A 22,427-nucleotide genomic window follows, 5' to 3' on the forward strand; every position below is an offset into this window, starting at 1 on the left:
TTTCCCGGGGTTAAATTCTAAAAGCCTTATTTGTAAGGACATATTGACCTGAGATGCTGACTACTAAACTTTTTCCATTCTTGGACCTGGATCTACTTAAGCCCTATTTCTATTTCCTTCTCTTCATTGGGTTGTACCTCACATTTCGATTAAAGTTCCCTCAAGTACGATTTTTATTTTTAGCGATAAAGATTTTTTCGGGAAACATGGATTACAAAGGTTCCCGAGGTCGCTTAGTACACTCGCAAGCTTTCTATGCAGGAACTGGTTCCTCTTTATTACCGGGCGCCGTGCTCGGCTCCGCGTTGGCCTTGGTGCTTGCCGGACCGGGAGTGCTTCTTTGGATCTGGCTTTCTAGTTTTCTCATCATGCCTCTTCGTTTCGTTTCTTCTACTCTTGCGATCCGTTTCCGGATCAAGTTGGAGAGCGGTCGCTATCTTTCGGGACCCATGTATTTTATCGAAAAAGCACTGAAGGCAAGATGGCTCGCGATCGCTTTCTCTTTGGCCTGTCTTTTGACTGTGCTTTCTATGGGTGGATCCATTCCTATCTTGGGCGCCACATTCCTAGCACATAACGGTCTAGATATCCAAGGAATGACTGTGCCAGTCCTTGTGTCTATCGTTGTCGTTTTTATCGTATTAGGTGGCATCCGCAGGATCGGACGAGTATCTTCTTATTTAGCTCCCATTGGGCTGATCCTGTTTTTCATAAGTTATATCCTCTTATTTCGGGATCATCTTACGAACTTCTATTCTTTCTTGGAAGTGGTAGGCAAGGATGCAACTCAGCCTCTTTCCGTTTTGCTCGGAGGAGGATTCTCGCTTGCGAGGATCTTTAGTACAGGAACCGGAATGTTTTTCCTCTCCACAGAGACCGGGATAGGTAAGAGTGCGGGAGTGGCCGGAGTGGTACGCACGGATTCCGCCGCAAAGCAAGGGATCGTGAGTATGCTCGCAACCTTCTTCGAAGGATTCGTGATGGCGACTCTGGTCATCTATGCGTTATACTCCTTCGGAGTAAAGGATCTGGATTCGGTCCGTAACTTCTTGAGCATTGTCATCCAAGGACCTACTGACCCTGCGAGACTCGCTTTAATCCTTTCCTTCCTGGTATTTACCATTGTTGCCATCTCCGGTTGGTTTTACACAGGAGAACAAAATGCTAGGTATATTTTCGGAGAAAAATTTGCGAACGCATATCGGATCCTATTTATCGCCTCCTTGCTCGGTTCGGCCTATGCCTATGTAAAATACGGAGAAGAAGTATTACTGCAGATCTTCGGGGTAGGATATGGACTCGCTTTGATCACTGCAGTTCCTGTGCTGATCAGCTTGGTTCTCTTGGCAAAGGTGGCTCAGGCTGAGCTACGCAAATTCTTGGAGGGAGGAGCACGTTATGAGATCTTCAAGGATTTTTATCTGCTTCTTCTTTCCATTCTGCCTAAGAACCTGGTTTCCCTACTTTTCGGGATACTGGCATCTTTGCGTCTTCCCCGCTTTATCATGATCCCTATCTTGAAGGCATTTGCTAAGGCTTATAAGATCAATGTAAACGAAGCCGCTTTGGAAATTGAGGAATACAATTCCTTAAATCAGTTTTTTACCAGAGCCTTGAAGGCAGGTGCAAGGATCATCGACTCCGGAGAGAACGCGGCGGTCTCTCCTGTGGATGCAAAGATCACCGGTTTTGGGGACATCAACGATCAGGTGATCCTGCAGGCTAAAGGAGTGGATTATAATTTGAAGGAGCTTTTGGGCGGGGAGAAATACCTTTCCAAGTTCCAGAACGGAAAATATATCACCTTCTATCTTTCCCCTCAGGATTATCATAGGATCCATTCGCCGGCCTACGGGAGAATATTAGGATATTATTATGAACCTGGGAAACTCTTTCCGGTGAACGAATTGGCAGTGTTCGGGATCAGAGGTTTATTCCCTAAGAATGAAAGATTGATCACATTCCTCCAGACTGAATACGGGCTCGTAGCGGTGATCAAGGTGGGAGCCTCGAATGTGGGAAGGATCCGAGTCACCTATGACAAAAAGATCATCACGAATACTTTGATCAGGACCGTTAAGGAAGAAGATTATAAGGATGTTTCCATCATGATCGAGAAGGGCGCGGAGCTTGGAAGATTCGAAATGGGTTCTACTGTCATTCTCATCCTGGAACGGGATACATTCGATTTTGCAGATCTGCATGTGAACGAAAAGATCACTTACGGAACTCCGATCGGGACCTTTCGCAAACAGATCCTGAAGCTGCCTAGATAAGATGAGCTTAAGTTTAAAAGCGACTACTCCGGATATCATTAGTTTCGACGAAGAAACACTCCGAATAGAATGGAAGGACGGAGTCCTCTCCGAATTTTCCCTCTTAGAATTGAGAAGAAGATGTCCTTGCGTAGTCTGCAGGGGTGGACACGGAGGAAAAGTTGGGGCCACTACCGGAAACATCAAGGAGGCGAAGCTTCTTTCTTTCTCAAAGGTAGGAAGATACGCAGTAAACCTGGTCTGGGGAGATTATCACAATACCGGTATCTATAGTTTCGATTCTCTCAGGCTATACGCTCAAGGAGAAGAAGGGGACCTCGGAAAACCCTGAGCCCATACTTTAGATTTCTTTAAAGTATAGGATGAGGTCCTATTCGGATCGTTCTTTTAAGAACATCCTGTAGGCAGGGTTTTCAGTCTCTTCTTCATAAGGGTAGCCTAAGGACTGAAGTCGCTCGCTGAATCTTACTTTCTCTGAAAACGGTACTTGCAGTCCCACGAGAACCCTTCCGTAATCCGCGCCATGATTCCTATAATGGAAGAGCGTAATATTCCAATCGGAGCCGACTCCCTCTAAGAATCGTAAGAGCGCTCCCGGTCTTTCGGGAAATTCGCATCTAAGGATGATCTCATCTTTTAGATCGGAGGTCCGTCCTCCTACCATATAGCGGATATGGAGCTTGGCAGTTTCGTTGGCACTGATATCTATCACTTCGTAGCCTATGTTTTTCAATTGAGAGACGACTTCTTCTTTGTCCTTGTGAGCGTTTGCTAATTTTAAGCCTACGAAAACGTGAGCTTGCTTATCGGAAGAATATCTATAATTGAATTCCGTAATATTTCGATTTCCGAGGACTTGAATGAATCTAAGATAGCTACCGGGTTTTTCCGGAATAGTCACTCCGAGAAGGATCTCTCTTGCTTCTCCCAATTCGGCTCTTTCTGCTACGTGGCGCAAACGATCGAAATTCATATTTGCTCCCGAATTGATCGCGATCAATGCACCCTTCCTGTCCGGATGACTGGCCGCATAGGTTTTGAGTCCCGCTAAGGAAAGGGCTCCTGCAGGTTCCGCGATCACTCTCGTATCTTCGAAAATATCTTTTACTGCGGCGCAGATCTCGTCCGTGTTAGAGACAATTACATCATCCAAGAGTTCTTTACAAATTTGGAATGTTTCTTCTCCGGCTTGGCGGACCGCTACTCCGTCCGCAAACAGACCGACCCGGTCTAGGATCACTCTTTCTCCCTTTTCTATCGCGGATTTCATAGAGGCAGCATCCACTGGCTCCACTCCTATGATCTTCGTTTCCGGACGCAGGAATTTTATATAGGAAGCGACGCCTGCTGCAAGGCCTCCGCCTCCGATTGGAACGAAGATCGCTTCGATCCGCTCCGGGTACTGTTGTAAGATTTCCATGCCAACTGTGCCCTGGCCTGCGATCACGTCCGGATCGTCATACGGGTGAATGAATACTAATCCTTCTTTCTTTTCCAGGCTTCTCGCTTGGGAATAGGCCTCGTCAAAGGTGTCTCCGTAGAGAAGTATCTCCGCTCCCCAATATCTCACTGCGTCTATTTTGATGGAAGGAGTGGTGATCGGCATGACTATGACTGCACGGATCCCGAGTTTATGAGCGGAGATCGCAACACCTTGGGCATGATTTCCTGCGGAGGCGCAGATCACTCCTTTCTTTTTTTCCGTTTCCGAGAGGTGAGAGATCCGGTTATAGGCTCCTCTGATCTTAAAGGAGAAAATTGGCTGCAGATCCTCTCTTTTGAGTAAAACAGAAGAGCCTAGTCTCTGAGAAAGGCGGGTCATATTGTCGAGAGGAGTGTGGACTGCAATATCGTACACTCTCGCATCTAGGATTTTTCGGATATAATCGATCACTCTTGGAATCCCTAAGAGCAAAAATCGCTCTTAGGGATAGGTTTCAACTTACTCGGATTTACTTCCAAAGATTTTTTGACCCGATAAGGATCTTTTCACTTTTCCTTTAAGATCTGGGTTTCTTCTTTTGAAACGGAAAGATGATGATCCAAAAACTCAGTATTTGCAAGGGATTCACTTTCATATTTTGTTTCCTTAATGTTTATTTTCTTCACTAGACTAACTGAAGATCGCCGTAAGCCTTTCCAGGGTTTGGGTCCAACCTTCCGTCATGCCTTCGATCGCCGGGAAAAGTTCCGGATCCACTTTGATCGGAAGAGCGCGGACCTGAATTTCCGTTTGAGGTTTGTTACTTCTTTTCCACAAATTGTCGTAGGCGTTCCAATGTGGATCCGAGTCCCTCGAGAGCGAAATCGCCTAGATTTCTGACCTCTTCTTCCGAAGGGAATATGGATCTCATAGTAAGTCTGGTCTTGGAGCCTTCTTCTTGAAATAGAACGGTCACATGGAATTGTTTAGGGTTAACGTCATCTCCATGATCGTAGACCAGTTTCTCCGGTCTTACTACTTCTATGTATTGGATCAGATTCGGATAATCGATCCCGTCGGGACCGTGCATTGTCAGTCTCCAGATCCCTCCGGGCCGTACGCTCATTTCGTGGACGGTATTGGTAAAACCGTTCGGTCCCCACCAGATCGCCACTTGCTTCGGGTCTGTCCAGGCGTCCCAAACCATTTCCCTCGGAGCGTCATATAACTTGGTCCCGGTAATTTCTCTTCCAACAACGGATATTTCTGCCTTCATTCAGTTTTCCTTATATTCTTTAAATATTATCTAGTTACTTTATCCAACTCGGCAGGCTCGGGAGTTCCTTCCGCTTCTTTTCTATTTCTTAAGATAGAATAGATCGCCAAGGCTAACGCAACAGAGATCCCCACGCTTAGGATAGATACAAAATGTAGTGAATCCGTAAATGCACCTTGCGCAGTGTTCAGAAGTATTTGTCTACTTGGTTCCGGAAGTTCTTTCGCAACAGCAACCGCCGAGGCCAAGGTATTACGGGAGTTTTCCATTTGCTCCGGAGTAAGTCCGGGAAGGGAAAGCGCATTGATCCTGGACTTGAAGATCGCAACCCCGATGCTTCCTAAGACTGCGATCCCAAGCACTCCTCCGAATTCCACAGCGGTTTCGGAAATGGAAGCTGCCGCTCCGGCTCTCTCAGGGGGAGCCGAGCCTACAATGATATCCGTTCCAAGGATCACTACGGCACATATTCCAAGGGACATGACCAAGGAACCTACTATAATGACCCAGATCCCGTTCGAAGAATCGATAAGCGAATACATGTACATTCCAATTGCAAGTAAGACCAAACCGCCTAACATCACATGTAAAGGGCGGATCTTTCTCACGATCATTGGGATGGCAAGAGAGCCGATTACGTTGCCGACTGCGCCGGGAAGAGTCCAGAGTCCTGCTTCCAGAGGAGAAAGGCCTAAGACCAATTGCAAGTATTGGGAAATGAACAAGAAGGTTCCCAAGGCTACGAAGATGGTCATCGTATTTCCTATTACTGCAGCGGTGAATACTGGAAGGTTGAACAACTGAAGATCGATCATCGGATCTTCCAGAACAGTTTGCCTTTTGATAAAGACCGCTCCTACTAAAAGCCCAACGACAATCGTGAGGATGGAGACAGTTCCTAAACCGTTCTCTGCAATCTGTTTTAATCCGTAGATAATGGATAGAACGGACACTAGAGAAAGCACGGCGCTCGGTAGATCCATCTTTCCTGAATTTGGATCCTTAAACTCCGGAAGAAGTTTAGGTCCTACGATCAGAAGAAGGATCATTACTGGCACGCTCATCAAGAAGACCGAACCCCACCAGAAATATTCCAACAGCACACCGCCTGCAAGTGGCCCGATCGCTCCACCTAAGGAGAAGCTCATTCCCCAAATGCCAATGGCGAATGTCCTTTCTTCCGGATCCAAAAACATATTACGAATTAAGGATAGAGTAGAAGGAGCCAAGGTCGCTGCAGTGATCCCTAAGATCGCGCGGGTTAGGATCAAAATTTCGGAACTCGGAGAAAATGCGGCAAGCACTGAAGCAACCCCGAATGCGGCGGCTCCATAAAGCAAAAGTTTACGACGGCCAATTCGATCTCCTAGATTTCCCATGATCACGAGAAAGCCTGCGACTAAAAATCCATAGATATCCATGATCCATAATTGTTGGGACGGAGTAGGGTTTAGATCTGCTGACAACTGAGGAGCAGCCAGATAAAGAACCGTTAAATCCATCGCATATAGCAGGCAAGGAAGCGCAATTACCGCCAAGCCGATCCACTCTTTCTTTGTAGCTTTTCGAGTGTTTTCAGTTTTTATTTCAGACATTCTGAATGTACCTTTTTATATAATTCTAATACAGCACTGGGACAAATCGCAGAGATCGGATTATTTTTTTGGGTCCTTCTTCTTGCCTTGGAGCTCCATTAGATACGCATCCAATCGATCCAAGCTTTCTTCCCAGAAATGCCGGTAATGATCCAGCCAACCGGACGCTTCCTTTAGACCCTCCGGGCGGATCTTACAGGGTCTCCATTGCGCCTCTTTGCCTCTTTCGATCAGTCCCGCTTTCTCAAGAACCTTTAGGTGCTTGGAGATCCCGGGAAGGCTCATGTTGAATGGCTCTGCCAGTTCTTTTACTGTGGCTTCTCCGGAGACCAAATAGAGAAGGATCTCCCTCCGAGTAGGGTCGGCCAAGGCGGAGAAAGTGCTGCTTAGGTGATCAGGTTGCGTATCGTATTTAACCATTTAGTTAATTTACCATTTGGTAAAATAAGAGAGCCTAGATCGCCTGTCAAGCTGGATATAGGGGAGATTTACCCGATTGAGGGGAAAATTTTTAAAAGAAGGACTGAATTCGGAAAAATGAAGAGTTCCCACAGGGAGGATTTCCGGCGCGGCCCCCACCCGAGTTGGGTGGAGGAGGAGGGCCCGTGGGAGAAGCCCGTCCGCTATATCACGCGCAGCTTATATCTGCACTTGCATTCTCTCTCCAACTGGGCGCCTTATCCCCGGGGTATCGGATTATTTCGCTTGTCTTTCCTTGGCGTGGGATATTATAATTTAGTAAATTCCCGGCCTCAAGACGTCCGTTTTTCCGAGCAAGGAAAAAAAGGGTCGACAAAATTCTTTTTATTATGTCTCCTAATCCAAAACTAAGAGAGAGTGCCCAATATGGGTGAAGGATCCCTTTCCCAGGAAGAAATAGACGCCCTTTTAGCGGGTGCCAATGAAACATTCGATCCGAGCAGTGTCGCTGCCGGAGGCGGGTCTAAGGAAGCTAGCGGTTTATCGCCGATAGATAGGGACCTTTTGTCCGATTTCCTTTCCCATTGTTTTATGACAGCCGGGAATACCTTGGCGGCCATTCTTTCTAAGACTTCTAACTTCATGAATCCGACTACGGAAGCAAAATCCCGTAAGGATATCGAAGCAGAACTCAAATCCAATACTCTACTTTTATACTCTACCTATTCCGGTAATTTAAACGGAAGAGCTGTCCTTGCTATGGGCGCGGATAACGCGGCTCGCATTGCGAACATGATGATGGGTGGTTTTGATTCGGGCGGTTTGGACGAAGGGCAACTCCAAACTCTAAGAGATAGTTTGACTCCGATCATGGGAGCTTTACAATCCCAGATCGCAGCAAAGACCGGAGGAGGAGTTAGCGGTTCTCCTGCGGAAACCAGGCATGTAACTTCTCCTGCTGCCTTGGTATTGCCGGAAGGCGATCCTCTCATTCGTACTTTTTTCAATTTGGCAATTGAAGGTCTTCCTTCTTTTAGAGTGCAGTTCATTCTCTCCTTGTCCATGGCCAACGATATCTTATCTCTTTCCAAGCGCTCCGGAGGCGGTGGAGGGGATTATGGCGGAGGCGGCTACCAAGGAGGCATGGGTGGCGGAGGCGGAATTTCCCAAGTAGGGATGAAGGGAGTCTCCTTCCCGAATCTTGCGACTGCCAGCGGTGCTCAGGGAACTCCCAACTTAAACCTTCTCATGGACGTACAGATGTCCGTCACCGTGGAACTCGGAAGAACCAAGATGTATATTAAGGATATCTTAGGTTTAGGAGAAGGTTCCATCATCGAGTTGGATAAATTGGCCGGTGAGCCGGTCGACCTTCTCGTAAACGGAAAATTGATCGCGAAGGGTGAGGTCGTGGTCATCGACGAAAACTTCGGTGTGCGCGTCACCGATATCGTAAGTCCTGCAGACCGGATCAAGCCGGAGTCGGGAGGCGGATGAACCGGACCTTTTCTTCCATTTCATTCGTATCTTCTCGATTCGGCTCCCTCGCTTTGGCGATCGGAGTCTTTTGTATTTTATCGGGTAGTATCGGAAACCTGTATTCCCAGACCGCTTCCGAAAGGGAGCAAATGGATGAGCTCTTAAAAAGAGAATTGGGAGATACCGGAAAGAAGGCAGAACCTCAAACTTCCGCGCCGGCAAAGCCTGAGGAAAAAGCGGACCCAAACGCGTCGGCGCCTTCTCCAAATCCGGTAGAAGAAAGATACAAGCCTATCTCGGAAGGGCCGAGCCTGGCAGGTATCCTTTTTCGCATCGTACTTATATTAGGAATTCTTTGTGGAGCCGCATATTGGGCCCTTCGCACTTTGGCCAAATCGAGAGAGTCTTCTCTTCCGGTAAGAGGGGAGATGAGTCTTCTCGGAAGCCTGAATTTGGGAGCCAATAAGCAACTGCAGATCGTGGAAGTCACCGGTCAGATCTTCGTTTTGGGTGTGGCGGATAACGGGATCAATTTGATCTCCGAGATCACAGACACGGAAACCAAGTCTAGATTGAAGCAGATGAGAGACGAGTTCCAGCCTCCGGAGGGAGGTTTCCTCGTTACTGTTCTGGAGCAGATCAAGGATCTGAATACTCGTATCACTGGAAAGTCGGAGGAAGAGGAGCAAACTCTTCGTCCTTCTCCTGGAGAAAGAAAAGAGAAACAACGGAAGCTAAAGCAGAAGTTGGACGAGATCAAGAAGGAAAGGAATAATCTGGAGAACGGATTATTCGATATCAACTAGGGGGGAATGTGGGAGAGGATCTCGTTATTCGGGCAGAGAAAAAGTTTTCCAAGGCAATGAGACATAATCGCCCATTGTGGGCGATTGAAGCCCGCCGCCCAAACAATAGAAGGCAACACAGTCATCGGGCGGACTATAAAACTCTTATGTGGAAGATGCTTTCAGCGGTCCTGCTTTTTGGTCTATTGATCTCTATTGTACCTGAGGATCTGTTTGCTCAGTCGACTGCGCCTAGGATCCCTATTCCCAATTTGAATATCAACGTAAACGAGGCGAGAACTCCGAGAGAGACGAGTCTTTCTCTTATGATCTTGTTCCTTGTCACTATTCTCTCTTTGGCTCCTGCCATAGTCATGTCTTTGACTTCTTTTACTAAGATCGTGATCGTTCTGGATTTCGTAAGAAGGGCTCTTTCTATCCAGAACCTTCCGCCGAACCAAGTGATGGTGGGACTCGCTCTATTCATGACCTTCTTTATCATGGCTCCCACCTTGAATGTTGTCTACGAGAAGGGACTGAACCCTTATATGGAAGGCAAGATCGACACGAATGAGTTTTTCGATAAGTCCATGGTCCCGATCCGAGAGTTCATGATCCGTCAGATCGGGCCTTCCGGTGCGAAGGATGTGGCCTTGTTCCTGAAGATCGGAAAAGTGGAGAAGGTGGAGTCCTTCGACGATGTTCCGAGTTACGTGCTCATTCCCGCATTCATGCTATCCGAGATCAAGAAGGCGTTTTGGATCGGTATCATTATTTTCATTCCGTTCATCGTAGTGGATCTAGTCGTTGCTTCGGCACTTCTTTCCATGGGACTGAACATGCTTCCTCCTGTGATGGTAAGCCTTCCGTTTAAACTGATCTTATTTATACTTGTGGACGGTTGGAACTTGATCGTCTACGAGCTCGTAAGGAGCTATAAATGACAGAAGTAGACGCAATCACTTTGATCCGGGACGCATTGTTTGTTACCTTGAAACTCTCTGCTCCTATCCTTTTAACTGCGATGGTTGTGGGTCTTATCATAGGGATCTTGCAGACTACTACCTCTATCCAGGAACCTACGATCGCATTCGTTCCTAAATTATTATCCATCTTTGCGGTTATCGTGATCTTTGCGGGATGGATGTTGCAGACTGCTACGGATTATACGAGGGATCTGTTTCTCATGATCGAGAAATTTTAGAAAAATTGAATGGAATACTTCGTTTCTAATTTCCAAGTCTTTCTTCTGATCCTGGCAAGGATTGTGGGCCTTTTGTCTGTTGCGCCCGTATTTTCTTTTGCTTCGATCTCTTTTCCGCAGAGGATTAGCTTCGGATTTTTGATCGCTGTCATTCTATTTCCGGTCAGCGCCGGATTCGTACCTCCGATCCCAGGGAATATGACGGATTACGGTCTGATCGCTATCGGAGAAGTTTTGATCGGGATCCTCATGGGTTTCTTGATCAGTCTAGTATTCGCTTCCTTTCAGATGGCCGGAGAATTTTTCAATGTGCAGTTGGGTTTCGGTTATGCGGAGATCTTGGATCCGATCTCCCAGACGAGTCTTCCCGTGATCAGTACCCTGAAGAATATGCTAGGTATGCTTCTGTTCTTGTCCTTGGGCGCGTATCGTTATCTTTTCGAGAGCTTAGCGTATTCTTTTGAGAAGGTCCAGATCTTAAGATTAGTTCCCGAGATCCAAGACGGCCTGTACAAGGCAATGGAAGAAGCTATCGGAGCAATGTTCCTTGTGGCTTTCAAGATCGCTCTTCCTATCTTGGGAGTTCTTCTTCTTGTGACTGTTTCCGAGGCGCTTATGGGAAAGGCGGCTCCTCAGCTGAATATTCTGCAGCTTAGCTTTCCGATCAAGATCGCCATTGGTCTAGTCGTTATGATCCTCATCGTTCCGTTTCTGATCACTCAGATGGACGGAGCCTTCCAGCTTTCTTTTGAGAAGCTGAACTTCATGCTAAAGGATTGGCCAAACTGATGAAGAGGCTATTCCAATCCTTTCGCTACTATGCTCTAAGATCGAAATGGGTCTCGGATCTTAGGCCTGCGCAGTTCTGGGATCGAATTCGAAGATCTGTGTCCGACTTTTTCGTTCCTGACTTTTATCCTTCTTCGGATCGAGGTATGGCGGAGGTTCATTCTGGTCGGCTAACTTTCGATCCGGGTTCTTCTGTTGGGATGCCCTCTGCCCATGGGTCTGTCCCTATTCCGTTCAAGATCGATCTGCAGCTATTTGCTGCGGAGGATGAGGGTAGGACTCAACCTGCGAGTGAGAGACGCAGAAGGGAAGAAAGGGAAAAAGGGAATGTTCCCAAAAGTCCGGAAGTGGCGTCTGCGATCGTACTTCTTGCGGGTATTGTCCTTCTTTATCTCATGGGAGAATATTTCTTCATGAGATCGTATTATCTTTTGCGAAAATACTTTTTCGGGATACGTACTGCGACAGTTGCGACCCCGGAGACTGTGACCGAACTTTTGAATAACGCTCTTTGGGACATCACTCTGCTTCTTCTTCCTCTTATGGGGATCACTGTGGTTGCGGCAATCCTCGGAAATGTGGTGCAGATCGGATTCTTGTTCGCACCAAGAGCTCTTGCCTTCAATTTCGGCAGGATACGTCCTAATTTCAAAAAGGTACTTCCGAACCGTCAGACCATGTTCAGCTTGGCCAAGTCCTTAGTAAAGGTGGCAGCTATCAGCTGGGTCTCTTACTTCGTGATCGAGAAGGACTTCTTTAAGATACTTATGCTCGGAAATATGGGGCTGGAAGAATCCATTGCACTCGTTTCTTATACTGCGTTTAAGATCTTTCTTGTAGTCGGTATCCTTCTTCTTGCGATCAGCGTGGGAGATTATTTCTTCCAAAGATACGAGTATGAAGAAGCTCTGAAAATGACTCCTTCCGAATCCAAAAGAGAGATGAAGGAGCAGGACGGAGACCCTTCTCTCCAAGCGAGAAGAAGGCAGATGGCCAGAGATACCATCAAGAAGAGCAAAATGCTCGTAGAGGTCCCTAAGGCGGACGTGGTCATCACGAACCCGACCCATTTTGCCGTGGCATTGGAATACAAGCCTACTAAACATAGGGCCCCTGTCGTGATCGCAAAGGGTGTGGACGATTTCGCGTTACGTATTATCCGGGTCGCAAAGGCAAACAATGTCGCCACGATCGAGGACAGGCCAATGGCTCGCACTCTTTATGATGAAGTGGAGATAGGACAGGAAGTCCCTGCCAAATTCTATACCGCGCTCAGCGTTATCTTTACGAAACTCGAATCCTTCCGGAGAGCATTCCGAAACGCTTCTTAAGCCTAGGAGAACATTATGGATAAGAAATGGTACACACAATCCGACTTCATCCTGGGCGCGGGAGCCGTGGCGGTCGTGGCAATGCTCGTTGTCCCTTTGCCAGGATTCATTTTGGATCTTCTCATTCTATTGAGCTTGGCGCTTAGCCTTCTCATCGTACTTACTTCCTTGTCCATCAAGGAGCCATCCGAGTTCTCTATTTTTCCGAGCCTCTTATTGATCACTACGATCTATCGATTGGCTTTGAACGTATCCACGACTAGACAGATCCTTTCCAAAGGACCAGCGGTAAATAGTGCGATCATAGATGCATTCGGTTCCTTTATTGTAGGAAGTGAGTCCGGCTTAAGCAAGTACGTAGTGGGATTCATTATCTTCCTCATCTTAGTGATCGTGCAAGTGCTCGTGATCACGAAAGGTGCGACCCGTATCTCGGAAGTGGCAGCTAGGTTCACCTTGGACGCCTTGCCTGGTAAGCAGATGGCCATCGATATGGAACTTTCTACCGGGAATATCAACGAAGCGGAGGCAAGAAAGCGCCGCAAGAAGATAGAAGAGGAAGTGGATTTTTACGGTTCCATGGATGGAGCGAGTAAATTCGTGCAAGGAGACGTGAGAGCGGGACTGATCATCACTGCGATCAACCTCATCGGTGGAGTGATCATAGGTGCAAGCATCCGAGGAGAGTCTTTTATCTCCGCGATCGAGACTTACGGAAAATTCACCATAGGTGACGGACTTGTCTCTCAGATCCCGGCTCTACTAACCACCGTGGCAACAGGTATTATCGTGACTCGCTCCGGATCCGAAAGCGATCTGGCAAAGCAATTCAAGACGCAATTATTCGCAAACTCCAAGGTGCTCTATGTAGTTTCCGCATCCATGGGATTGGGTGCATTCATTCCGGGACTTCCTTTTATTCCGATGGTTCTTCTCTCTGGAGGTTTAGCCTATCTCGCTTACTCCATGGAGAGAACAGTACAAGAACAGCTCGAGGTATTGGAGAAGAAGGAGAAAGAGGCAGTGGGAGATCGCAAGCCTCGGGATTATTACGACGAGCTTAGGATCGAGCCGATCGAGATCGAATTCGGTTATCATTTGGTTCCCTTGGTGGATGCGTCCCAAGGCGGAACTCTTATGGATCAGATCTCGAACTTGCGCGGTAAGTTCGCAAGAGAAAGTGGGATCGTTATTCCCCCGATCCGTATATTAGATAATTTGGAAATACCTCCCGATCAGTTTACGATCAAGATCAACGGAGTAGAAGTAGGCTCGAGCACCATTCGCCCTGAAAAGCTGATGGCAATGCCTTCTGCGGAAAGCCAGGATCTTTCTTCTATCGAAGGAGAATCTTTCCAAGAGCCTGCCTATGGAAGGACTGCGAAATGGATCTCCGCGGATTCCAAAGGAGATGCGGAGTCCAAGGGATTCATCGTGGTGGATGCTTCTACCGTTATTATCACTTACTTAAGAGAACTTCTCGCGACTCATGCGTCTAGTTTGCTCGGAAGAGAAGAAGTCAAAAAACTTCTGGATCACTACAGATCTCAGTATCCTACACTGATCCAAGAATTGGAAGCGGACAAGCCAGGCAACTTGGGAATGCTCCAACAGGTTCTTCAGAATCTTCTGCGAGAAGGTTTGGGGATCCGCAATTTGGTCCCGATACTCGAGACCGTTGCCAACAAGATGTCCAAGTATCCGAATCCTTATGTTCTGACGGAGTTCGTAAGACAGGCGATCTCCAATACGATCGTAAAAGACTATATGGTAGATGGAAAACTACAGGTCATCGTGGTAGAGGGCCGGGTCCTGGATCGTTTGAACAAGTCCCTTGCCCAGGATCGTTTGGAGGGAAGGGATATTTTGGTCCTTCCTCCGGATTTCCAAAGAAGACTACTGGAGTCCGTGGCGGAGATGAACCGCAAGGTCCAGGAAGGCAGAGGATTCCCGATCTATGTGGTGAACAGGGAGGTGCGCATGCCGTTCGCGTACTTCCTAGCAAAGGAATTCCCGCCTCGAAACTTCGCGGTACTGGCTTTAGAAGAAGTACATTCTTCCGTCCCGACCGTGATCGCGGGCGAATTGAGGATCGCTCAGGCTACGGCCGCAGCGGAACCTGTGGAAACGGTTTAAGAAAACGTAATATATTATCTAAGTGGAAAGATAGGAGGATCGCATGGATTTCGCAAAGATTAGAGGCAAGGACTTACAGGACTGTCTCATGCAGATGAAAATGAAATACGGACCGGAAGCTCATGTCATCGAACATCGCATCCTGACCGAGGGAGGAGTCTTCGGAACAGGACTCATGGCCCGCAAAATAGTGGAGATCCAAGTAGGGATCCCTGAGAAAGCAAGTTCTCGGGAGAAGGTAGAAAAGAAACTCCAGGATCTGAAAGAACTCTTGAAACAAAAATCCACGCAGGTGCCTGCTCAGCGCAAGACCCTGGAAGAATTGCCAAGCTGGGAAGAGAGATCCTCTCGTCCTAGGGCTTCTTCTCTGCCTAAGGAGTTAGTAGAACCTCAACTAGAAGAAGAGGATGACGGACTAGGACTCTCCTTTGCCAGGGAATTCGAGACCAAACCTTTGATCTCTCGTAAGCCCGAACAGGATGCCAACCTTTTGAAGCTGAAAGAGAAGCTGATCAAGGAAGGTATGACGGAAAGCTATGTGGACGAGATCGTCTCCGCAGTGGAGTTACGACTTTCTCCTTTGGATCGCTCTCGAGCAGTCGCTGTCCAGGAAAAGGCAATAGAGGTTTTGGCAGAAAGAGTCCAGGCGGAACCCGACCTGTTTAAGGGAACTAGAAGAGGCCAAAGAAAAGTGGTCTTCTTCGTGGGGCCTACCGGTAGCGGAAAGACGACTAGTATCGCCAAACTAGCCGCTAAGTACCATCTTCATATGGGCAAATCCGTGTCTTTATACACAACCGACAATTATCGTATCGCTGCAATCGAGCAGTTGAAGAGATATGCGGATACGATGGAGATGCCTTTCTATGCAGTGAAAGATATCAAACGTTTCCAAGAGACTCTGGCAAGGGACGGATCCGAATTGATCCTAATAGATACTGCGGGTTATAGCCACCGCAACGTGGATCAATTGAGTAAGATGTACGGATATCTGTCTGCTTTTGGTGAAAGGGACAGTGTTGAAAATATCCTTGTATTATCCGCCACATCTTCGTATCATCATTCCCACTCGGTAATGAAAGCCTACGAGCCCCTGGGTTTTCGTAGAATTTTATTAACTAAACTGGATGAAGCAGAATTTTTGGGTGGATTTCTGGAACTAGCCGATACACTTAATAAGGGTTTCACCCATTTAAGCGTCGGTCAGGAAGTTCCGTTCGATATGATCCCAGCGGAAAAGTTCAACCTAGCGGAATGCGCGATTAATCCTGAAAAGATCATCGAGATCCATGGGGAAGTTTTCTCCGCCTAGGATCCGGTGAAAACCCAAGTCCCAGAAAGAGGTTAGGATGGACCAAGCGACTCAGTTGCGGAAACTTACCGAGGGTAATACGAGTTTAAAGCTCGTGTCTTCGACCAAACCTATGACTAAGATTATCGCGATCGCCTCGGGAAAAGGGGGAGTGGGCAAGAGCACTATCTCCGTAAATCTGGCGATCTCTATGGCGAAGGCCGGACAGAAAGTCCTGGTCTTCGACGGAGACCTGGGACTGGCAAACGTAAACGTGATCCTAGGGATCATTCCAAAATACAATCTGTATCACGTAGTCAAGGGACATAAAAGCCTTAAGGACATTATCATCCAAGCTCCGGAAGGAGTGGATATTATCGCGGGTGCTAGCGGTTATTCCCAGCTTGCAAACCTGAACGACTCCCAAAGAAATAATTTGATCAAAGGGTTCGCAGATCTGGATTCTTATGATTATATGATCATAGATACCGGAGCTGGGATCAGTTCCAATGTGATCGGGCTTACTCTTCCTGCGGACGATGTGATCGTGGTAACTACTCCGGAGCCAACTGCGATCACAGACTCATACGGGCTGATCAAAGCGATCGTTTCCCAGAGCAGGGACAAAAACCTGAAAATGGTAGTGAATCGAGTTCGTTCCGCTATCGAAGGAAAAAAAGTCGCCGACAGGGTCATCGACATCTCCGGACAGTTCTTGGAGGTCAGGGTAGAGAACCTGGGCTTTATCTTCCAAGACGACGAGGTAGAGAAAAGTATCCGAGAGCAAAAACCTTATATCATCCATTCCCCTAAGAGTAAGGCTTCTGCTTGTCTGAATCGTATTACATATTCCTTATTAAACCAAGAAATGGATGGCGGAGACGATTCCGGCATCACCGGGTTCTTCCGTAAATTCTTTAATTTCGTAGATGTAAGAGAGAAACAACAGAGCGAGGAAGAGTGAACCTTCAGGCCGCGTTTCTGGGTTTATTTTCTTTTCTAGGTCTCGTTATTAGTCTAGTCTGCGGAATCATGGTCGGAAACTATTTCGGCCATATCGCTTTAGTAACCTTTTTATCCACGGTCGGTATGGCAGGCTTCGGGTTCGGAGTATATTCCGTTCTTGAAATGAAGGTGCCTGAATTCCTGGAATTGCTCCGAAATTTCGGCGGGTCCTATTCCGCCGGAGAGGGCGAAGATTTGGAAGGAGGAGCACGTTCCTCGTACGGGGACCATTCCGATATGGAAACTTCTTCTTCTCACTATGAAACTTCTTCCGGACCGGACGAAATGAGGGTGGCCGCCGCGGGAATTCCTCGCAAGAAGGCGGATAAATTTGGAGATCATATCATTGTAGAAAATATTGCGATCAAGAACGAGCCTAAGCTCATGGCGGAAGCGATCCGGACCATGTTGGCCAAGGATGATACTAACCCGGAGAAGTAAGAAAGATCTTTCTCTGATATTTCTCACCTGTTTCTCTCTCTTGGGTTTGCGAATTTAGCTTCAAATCGGCCCTAAAGCCCAATGAGACAAAAAACTGCTTGATTTCCCTTTTTTGAGACAAAAAATGCTATTGCAAATCGGTTTGGTCCACGACACTCTTAAGCAGGGACCCTTCCCATTCCGGCGTTATGTCCAAACTTTTTGAAAAATACAATAATACGGATGAAACGGAACTGTGGAAGTCCTATCGGGACACCAAAGACCAGAACATTCGCAGTTACTTGGTCGAGAAATATTCCCCTCTAGTCAAACATGTGGCTGGGCGCATCGCTATCGGCATGCCTCAGAACGTGGAGTTCGACGATCTAGTGTCTTACGGAGTCTTTGGACTCTTGGATGCGATCGAAAAGTTCGATCCGGAAAGACAGATCAAGTTCAAGACGTATGCAATGACAAGGATCAGAGGATCCATCTTCGATGAGTTACGCTCCATTGACTGGATCCCACGTTCCATTCGTCAAAAAGCGAAACAGTTGGAACAGATTATCGGCATGCTCGAGAATAAAGAAGGAGCTCATGTCGAAGACGAAGCGATCGCCAAAGAAATGGGGATCTCCGTCGAGGAATTCAATAGTCTTCTTACTAAGATCAGTGGTACTTCTCTCGTATCCTTAAACGATATTTGGTTCCTGGGTGATGAGAACGACGAGGTTTCCTTTATGGAAACCTTGGAATCTCCGATGAACATGAATCCGGATACGATCATTGAGAAGGAAGAGATCAAGAATGTGATCGTAGAAGCGATCAAGACGCTTCCCGACAAAGAAAAAAAAGTGATCGTTCTTTATTATTACGAGGATCTAACTCTAAAAGAGATCGGCGAGGTATTAGAAGTCACCGAATCCCGTATCTCCCAGCTTCACACTAGAGCGGTTGCAAGATTGCGCAGCAAATTAGGCAAAGTGAAGTCTGTCATTAGCAAAAAGTAATCTTCTTCTTTCGGAAAATTTAATATGAGCCTAAGTTCTTTCTTAAAAGAACAGAGTCAGGAACTGGACAAACTGCAAAACGAGCAGGTGGAAGTAATTGCGCCTACTCTCGAAAAATGTTTGCAAATGGCGGCGGCTCATCTTCATAGAAAATCCCACGAACTCGATTATATCGTACTCAAACGAGGCAAGAAGAAGCTATTCGGCTCCGAGCCTTGGCATATTCGCGCTTCCATTATTCCAGAAGATACTTTCTTAGACGAGCTCTCCGAGCTAGATAAGAAGCTTACCGGTGGCACCGGTAAATTGGTTTCCAAAGATCTGAAGGAGTTCCTTCAACCGAAGGACAAGGATTCCAAGGCAGTGGTCCAGATCCTTCGGAACGGAGTTTATCTCACGATTTATCCTCCTATGGGAGACGGGAAGACAATCGATATGGCGGAGGTCTCTCGTAGACTTTCTGTTCGAGGGGTTTCTCCGGTAGAAGAGGACCAGATCAAGAAGATCCTCAAAGAGATGAAGGGAGAGCCGATCTATATTTCCAATATGAAGCCTCGCCAGGGAGCGGAAGGCAAGATGATGCTGGACATCTCTCCGGATCGAATGAGGGCAAAGATCACTTTGGTTCCTCCTAAGCCGGGAGGAAGGGATCTAGAAGTCAAGGACGTAGTCAATTATCTTAGGAATGCTGGCATCAAATACGGGATCAAAGAAGAAGAGATCCAAAGAAAATTAGAGGACGAATACTTTAACCAACCTTTCACGGCAGCTGAAGGCGATCCTCCTTTGAACGGAAAGAACGCACAGATCATCTATCATGTTCGCACCCAGAAAAAGGTCGTATTCCGGGAAGACGAATCCGGTCGTGTGGATTACAAGGACATGGATCTGATCGAGAACGTAGTGGTCGGCCAGCTCTTAGCGGAAAAGATCCCCGCAGAAAGAGGAAAATACGGTCGCACTCTGTTTAACGAGCTTCTTCCTGCGAAGGACGGATTGGATACGGAGCTGAAGCAAGGAAAGGGAACCATCCTCTCCGAAGATAGGACCAAGCTTACCGCGGAAGTAAACGGCCAAGTGGTCTATGCGAGTGGAAGGCTTTCCGTCGAGACCGTTTACAGAGTGAACGGAGACGTAGGGATCAAGACAGGAAATGTCACGTTCTTAGGTTCCGTGATCATTACTGGGAACGTAGAGGACAATTATTCCGTCAAGGCAGCGGGGAATATCGAGATCTATGGAACTGTCCAAAAGGCAAACGTAGAAGCGGACGGAGATATTATTATTCGCCAAGGGGTTTCCGGTAGAGATGAGGCCCGTATCGAATCCACGGGTGGGAACGTGATCGCTAAGTTCATCCAGAATGCAACCGTAGTGACCGAGAAGGACGTAGTAGTCCAAGAAGGTATACTTCACTGTTTCGTCAGTGCCGGCGGGAAGGTTGTGTCTAACGGTAAACGGGGCCAGATCGTAGGCGGAACAATCCGTGCTGCGGAGATGATTGCAGCCAAGGTGATCGGTTCTTCTGCCAACCCTGCCACTGAATTGATCGTAGGAACGGATCCGAAAGTACTAAAGCAGATCTCAGAATATGAGGAGAAGCTTGCGGAAAACCAGGACAAGTTCGAGCAGCTTACTAAGAGCCTCAAGACCCTTAAGGCAAGAAAGGAAAACGACCCGGCTTCCTTTACCCAAGACCACGATCAACAATTGGGTAAGACCGCTAAAGCGGTAGAAAAGCTGGAGGTCCGTATCCGGGAATACGAGAACGAGATCCAAAACCTGCGCACTTATATGGAAGAAAGGGCGGCAAACGGCAAGATCAGCATAGAAAAGACCCTCTTTGGCGGGGTAACCCTGAAGATCCGAAGCGCCGACTTCAAGACCCGCAACGAGATCAAACATAAGACCTTCGTGGAAGAGAACGGGGCCATACGGCAATTGCCATACCAAGATCCTGAGCCGGATAAAAAAGACTGGAGAAAAAACAGATCTAGAGGAAAATAACGGCTATGAGGCTAAACGAACCTCTTTCCGGCTACGGAGCTGCGGGCGACATACTGAGAAGGAATATGGTGGAGAATCCCCATACTCTCACGAATGTGATCGCCCAGAATGAGAAAGCAGTCCGAGAGTATTCCATAGATAAAAAGTATGCGGTGGAGATGTACACCGAGACTTTTGCCCTATCTCCGGAATATAGAGAAAGACTTCGTAACTCGTATACCCAAAGGATCGGAGAAATAGAAAAAGAAATCCGTTCTTTCAAGGGCCCAAGGCCTGAGGGTGGAAAGGAGAGGATCATCTCCTACGATAAAATGGGAAGGAAAACGGAAATCCGAACCCCTTCCCGTTCCACAGTGGACTATATCGCTTAATAAAAAAACGCCTACGGACTCCGAGGGATGTTGTTGGAAATCCTCGATAAGGTAGGGAAGCGATGGAACTATTCACAGTCCTATTCTTAAATATCATTATAGCCGCAGGCTTGTACGTGGGAATTTCCGCACAGGTTACTAAGCGGATCCGTTCTCACATGATCCGAAGGATCAATGAGGAGATCCGCTCTTTGGTCGACGAAGTCCAGACAGAGACGGAGAGTCAGATCGAACTTTTGAATTCTAAGATCCAAGCATATAAGATCCTAGTGCAACGTTCCGACCTGTTGGAAGATAAGTACAAGAGCATATTACAAAAATTAGAAGAACTTCCGGAAAGGATTTACGGAGAAAAGTCGGAAGTGATCGGATCTAGGTCCTTGGGATCCGAGTCTATTTTGCAAGAATCTTCCGTCCCCAGATCCAGTAGAAATGAGGAAGCCTCCTTACCGGAATTCGAGACTTTGGCAGAAGAGGAAGATCAGGATTTCGTAAATGAGGATCTGGAAGAAGTACGTCTATCCGAAGAAGAAGAGTTTAAGAACGAATATCTGACACTGATCCGCGAAAAGCAGAAAGAGCTAAGATCGAACCAACCGAAATCGGTCGATTCCGGAAGAAATGAGTTAGCTGCGAAAGCGGGTGAGGGAGTGGGAAGGCTGTATAAGCAGAACGTTTCGGATTCTTCTTCTCAAAACCCGGCGAAACCTTTCTTGGATCCGGAGAGAAAGAATTCTGTATCAAGAAATTTGAATGAAGAAGAGAAGGATTCGGGGACTCTCGGTGTTCTGAAGACTTTCGGCAAAAAGATCAAGGATGTAATGGGTTGGAAAGACGCAGAGGAATTGCTTGGCCAGGTTTCTCCAACCAGAACTCCTCAGCCTATGTACAATCCGAGTTCAACCTTCGATATTTCTCTAGATGGCGATCCGTTCCAAGAGAATCAGATCTCTTTTCCGGAAGATATCAGTGGAGGCTCTCTGAAAGCGGAGACTTCGTATAGGCCGGAACCTTCTTCTAAAAAGCCGGAACGAAAACCTAAGATAAAAGATAATACGATCCCAATCGAAGAAAATTTCGGAAAGATCCTGGAGAAAAAAATCTCCGGCTATACTCCTCAAAAACAGGATTCGGTTAAGATTTCAACGGAGCTTGCTCTAAAAGAGCTGGGTGACGGTGCGAGTAAGATTGAGAAGGTAGTTTTCCTCTTGAAAAAACATTATTCTCATGAAGAAATTTCAGAAGCCTTGGATCTCGCCACGGGAGAAGTGGATATCATAGAAAGATTCAGGTTGGAGAGGAATAGGAGGATCTGATGTCCCAATTCAGCGTCTTGAACGTAGGCTTCGGAAATATCGTTATGGTTTCCAAGATCGTGGGGATCATCCATTCGGATTCGGCTTCGGCGAAACGGATCCGAAACGAGGCCAAGAGCAATAATAGTTTAGTAGACGCAACCCAAGGGAAAAAAACAAGATCCATCATTATCACGGATTCCAATCATCTGATCCTTTCCAATCTGAGGGTGGAGGCCTTGACTCGAAGAATAGAGAGCCGAGATAATTCCATCGCTGAAGAAGAGGAAGAAAGGGACTGAAAGAGCCTAAGT

Annotated in this window: 22 protein-coding genes; 17 read left to right on the forward strand and 5 right to left on the reverse strand. The window is 47.1% G+C overall.

Going from position 1 to position 22,427, the window contains the following annotated elements; genetic code table 11:
• Positions 1-53 precede the first annotated feature (53 nt).
• Both asd and EHO57_RS01660 read left to right on the forward strand, forming a co-directional pair.
• Complete coding sequence (asd, locus tag EHO57_RS01655; protein WP_135647045.1) at positions 54-2,276, forward strand: archaetidylserine decarboxylase; 2,223 nt, start codon at positions 54-56, stop codon at positions 2,274-2,276.
• Between the two features lies 1 nt (position 2,277).
• Positions 2,278-2,607: a DUF971 domain-containing protein gene (locus EHO57_RS01660; RefSeq protein WP_135647046.1), complete on the forward strand. Its 330-nt coding sequence runs from the start codon at positions 2,278-2,280 to the stop codon at positions 2,605-2,607.
• A gap of 39 nt (positions 2,608-2,646) precedes the next feature.
• Here EHO57_RS01660 and ilvA read toward each other — a convergent pair whose 3' ends face one another.
• The 5 genes from ilvA to EHO57_RS01685 all read right to left on the reverse strand — a co-directional run bounded on the left by ilvA (position 2,647) and on the right by EHO57_RS01685 (position 6,990).
• Positions 2,647-4,191: a threonine ammonia-lyase, biosynthetic gene (ilvA, locus tag EHO57_RS01665; RefSeq protein ID WP_425460757.1), complete on the reverse strand. Its 1,545-nt coding sequence runs from the start codon at positions 4,189-4,191 to the stop codon at positions 2,647-2,649.
• A gap of 198 nt (positions 4,192-4,389) precedes the next feature.
• Positions 4,390-4,536, reverse strand: coding sequence for a hypothetical protein (locus EHO57_RS01670; protein ID WP_246050443.1), 147 nt, complete (start codon positions 4,534-4,536; stop codon positions 4,390-4,392).
• Positions 4,520-4,975 carry an SRPBCC family protein gene (locus tag EHO57_RS01675; protein WP_135647047.1) on the reverse strand — a complete coding sequence of 152 codons (456 nt, stop codon included), beginning with the start codon at positions 4,973-4,975 and terminating at the stop codon, positions 4,520-4,522. Before EHO57_RS01675 ends, EHO57_RS01670 begins: the two co-directional genes overlap by 17 nt.
• 26 nt (positions 4,976-5,001) lie before the next feature.
• Entirely contained in the window at positions 5,002-6,561 is a 1,560-nt protein-coding gene (locus tag EHO57_RS01680) for an MFS transporter (protein WP_210410075.1), read from the reverse strand.
• 69 nt (positions 6,562-6,630) lie between these two features.
• Complete coding sequence (locus tag EHO57_RS01685; RefSeq protein ID WP_135647049.1) at positions 6,631-6,990, reverse strand: ArsR/SmtB family transcription factor; 360 nt, start codon at positions 6,988-6,990, stop codon at positions 6,631-6,633.
• A gap of 426 nt (positions 6,991-7,416) precedes the next feature.
• Between EHO57_RS01685 and fliN the strand changes: the two genes are divergently transcribed.
• From fliN to EHO57_RS01760, 15 genes are all read left to right on the forward strand, one after another.
• A complete protein-coding gene (fliN, locus tag EHO57_RS01690; RefSeq protein ID WP_135647050.1) occupies positions 7,417-8,487 on the forward strand; it encodes a flagellar motor switch protein FliN in 1,071 nt (356 codons plus the stop codon).
• Positions 8,484-9,275: a flagellar biosynthetic protein FliO gene (gene fliO, locus EHO57_RS01695; protein ID WP_135647051.1), complete on the forward strand. Its 792-nt coding sequence runs from the start codon at positions 8,484-8,486 to the stop codon at positions 9,273-9,275. Before fliN ends, fliO begins: the two co-directional genes overlap by 4 nt.
• A gap of 155 nt (positions 9,276-9,430) precedes the next feature.
• On the forward strand, positions 9,431-10,198 hold the full coding sequence (gene fliP / locus EHO57_RS01700) for a flagellar type III secretion system pore protein FliP (RefSeq protein WP_246050444.1): 768 nt from the start codon (positions 9,431-9,433) through the stop codon (positions 10,196-10,198).
• Positions 10,195-10,458, forward strand: a complete 264-nt coding sequence (gene fliQ, locus EHO57_RS01705; protein ID WP_135588545.1) for a flagellar biosynthesis protein FliQ — start codon at positions 10,195-10,197, stop codon at positions 10,456-10,458. Before fliP ends, fliQ begins: the two co-directional genes overlap by 4 nt.
• A gap of 9 nt (positions 10,459-10,467) precedes the next feature.
• Complete coding sequence (fliR, locus tag EHO57_RS01710) at positions 10,468-11,247, forward strand: flagellar biosynthetic protein FliR (protein ID WP_135647053.1); 780 nt, start codon at positions 10,468-10,470, stop codon at positions 11,245-11,247.
• A 200-nt stretch (positions 11,248-11,447) separates the two neighbouring features.
• A complete protein-coding gene (locus EHO57_RS01715) occupies positions 11,448-12,578 on the forward strand; it encodes an EscU/YscU/HrcU family type III secretion system export apparatus switch protein (protein WP_246050445.1) in 1,131 nt (376 codons plus the stop codon).
• Between the two features lie 15 nt (positions 12,579-12,593).
• A complete protein-coding gene (locus EHO57_RS01720) occupies positions 12,594-14,714 on the forward strand; it encodes a flagellar biosynthesis protein FlhA (RefSeq protein ID WP_135647054.1) in 2,121 nt (706 codons plus the stop codon).
• Positions 14,715-14,757: 43 nt separating this feature from the next.
• A complete protein-coding gene (gene flhF, locus EHO57_RS01725; protein WP_135647055.1) occupies positions 14,758-16,026 on the forward strand; it encodes a flagellar biosynthesis GTPase FlhF in 1,269 nt (422 codons plus the stop codon).
• A 37-nt stretch (positions 16,027-16,063) separates the two neighbouring features.
• On the forward strand, positions 16,064-16,969 hold the full coding sequence (locus EHO57_RS01730; protein ID WP_135588541.1) for a MinD/ParA family protein: 906 nt from the start codon (positions 16,064-16,066) through the stop codon (positions 16,967-16,969).
• On the forward strand, positions 16,966-17,451 hold the full coding sequence (locus EHO57_RS01735) for a hypothetical protein (RefSeq protein ID WP_135647056.1): 486 nt from the start codon (positions 16,966-16,968) through the stop codon (positions 17,449-17,451). The genes EHO57_RS01730 and EHO57_RS01735 overlap by 4 nt, the downstream gene beginning before the upstream one ends.
• A gap of 188 nt (positions 17,452-17,639) precedes the next feature.
• Positions 17,640-18,440 carry an RNA polymerase sigma factor WhiG gene (gene whiG, locus EHO57_RS01740; RefSeq protein WP_135647057.1) on the forward strand — a complete coding sequence of 267 codons (801 nt, stop codon included), beginning with the start codon at positions 17,640-17,642 and terminating at the stop codon, positions 18,438-18,440.
• 24 nt (positions 18,441-18,464) lie between these two features.
• Positions 18,465-20,447, forward strand: a complete 1,983-nt coding sequence (locus tag EHO57_RS01745) for a FapA family protein (protein ID WP_135647058.1) — start codon at positions 18,465-18,467, stop codon at positions 20,445-20,447.
• A gap of 5 nt (positions 20,448-20,452) precedes the next feature.
• Positions 20,453-20,818, forward strand: a complete 366-nt coding sequence (locus tag EHO57_RS01750) for a hypothetical protein (protein WP_135647059.1) — start codon at positions 20,453-20,455, stop codon at positions 20,816-20,818.
• Positions 20,819-20,880: 62 nt separating this feature from the next.
• Positions 20,881-22,134, forward strand: coding sequence for a hypothetical protein (locus tag EHO57_RS01755; RefSeq protein ID WP_135647060.1), 1,254 nt, complete (start codon positions 20,881-20,883; stop codon positions 22,132-22,134).
• Positions 22,134-22,415 carry an extracellular matrix/biofilm biosynthesis regulator RemA family protein gene (locus EHO57_RS01760; RefSeq protein WP_135588529.1) on the forward strand — a complete coding sequence of 94 codons (282 nt, stop codon included), beginning with the start codon at positions 22,134-22,136 and terminating at the stop codon, positions 22,413-22,415. Before EHO57_RS01755 ends, EHO57_RS01760 begins: the two co-directional genes overlap by 1 nt.
• Positions 22,416-22,427 lie beyond the last annotated feature (12 nt).

It is taken from the genome of Leptospira langatensis, assembly GCF_004770615.1.
GTDB classification, from domain to species: Bacteria; Spirochaetota; Leptospiria; order Leptospirales; family Leptospiraceae; genus Leptospira_B; species Leptospira_B langatensis.

Excerpts from the sequence above, each read along its gene's own strand:
- EHO57_RS01675 (WP_135647047.1), bottom strand. The coding sequence starts at position 4,975 with ATGAAGGCAGAAATATCCGTTGTTGGAAGAGAAATTACCGGGACCAAG.
- EHO57_RS01715 (WP_246050445.1), top strand. The coding sequence starts at position 11,448 with ATGCCCTCTGCCCATGGGTCTGTCCCTATTCCGTTCAAGATCGATCTG.
- EHO57_RS01750 (WP_135647059.1), top strand. The coding sequence starts at position 20,453 with ATGAGGCTAAACGAACCTCTTTCCGGCTACGGAGCTGCGGGCGACATA.
- EHO57_RS01685 (WP_135647049.1), bottom strand. The coding sequence starts at position 6,990 with ATGGTTAAATACGATACGCAACCTGATCACCTAAGCAGCACTTTCTCC.
- fliR (WP_135647053.1), top strand. The coding sequence starts at position 10,468 with ATGGAATACTTCGTTTCTAATTTCCAAGTCTTTCTTCTGATCCTGGCA.
- asd (WP_135647045.1), top strand. The coding sequence starts at position 54 with ATGCTGACTACTAAACTTTTTCCATTCTTGGACCTGGATCTACTTAAG.
- EHO57_RS01720 (WP_135647054.1), top strand. The coding sequence starts at position 12,594 with ATGGATAAGAAATGGTACACACAATCCGACTTCATCCTGGGCGCGGGA.
- whiG (WP_135647057.1), top strand. The coding sequence starts at position 17,640 with ATGTCCAAACTTTTTGAAAAATACAATAATACGGATGAAACGGAACTG.
- EHO57_RS01745 (WP_135647058.1), top strand. The coding sequence starts at position 18,465 with ATGAGCCTAAGTTCTTTCTTAAAAGAACAGAGTCAGGAACTGGACAAA.
- fliP (WP_246050444.1), top strand. The coding sequence starts at position 9,431 with ATGCTTTCAGCGGTCCTGCTTTTTGGTCTATTGATCTCTATTGTACCT.
- flhF (WP_135647055.1), top strand. The coding sequence starts at position 14,758 with ATGGATTTCGCAAAGATTAGAGGCAAGGACTTACAGGACTGTCTCATG.
- EHO57_RS01760 (WP_135588529.1), top strand. The coding sequence starts at position 22,134 with ATGTCCCAATTCAGCGTCTTGAACGTAGGCTTCGGAAATATCGTTATG.
- fliO (WP_135647051.1), top strand. The coding sequence starts at position 8,484 with ATGAACCGGACCTTTTCTTCCATTTCATTCGTATCTTCTCGATTCGGC.
- fliN (WP_135647050.1), top strand. The coding sequence starts at position 7,417 with ATGGGTGAAGGATCCCTTTCCCAGGAAGAAATAGACGCCCTTTTAGCG.
- EHO57_RS01755 (WP_135647060.1), top strand. The coding sequence starts at position 20,881 with ATGGAACTATTCACAGTCCTATTCTTAAATATCATTATAGCCGCAGGC.
- EHO57_RS01730 (WP_135588541.1), top strand. The coding sequence starts at position 16,064 with ATGGACCAAGCGACTCAGTTGCGGAAACTTACCGAGGGTAATACGAGT.
- EHO57_RS01660 (WP_135647046.1), top strand. The coding sequence starts at position 2,278 with ATGAGCTTAAGTTTAAAAGCGACTACTCCGGATATCATTAGTTTCGAC.
- fliQ (WP_135588545.1), top strand. The coding sequence starts at position 10,195 with ATGACAGAAGTAGACGCAATCACTTTGATCCGGGACGCATTGTTTGTT.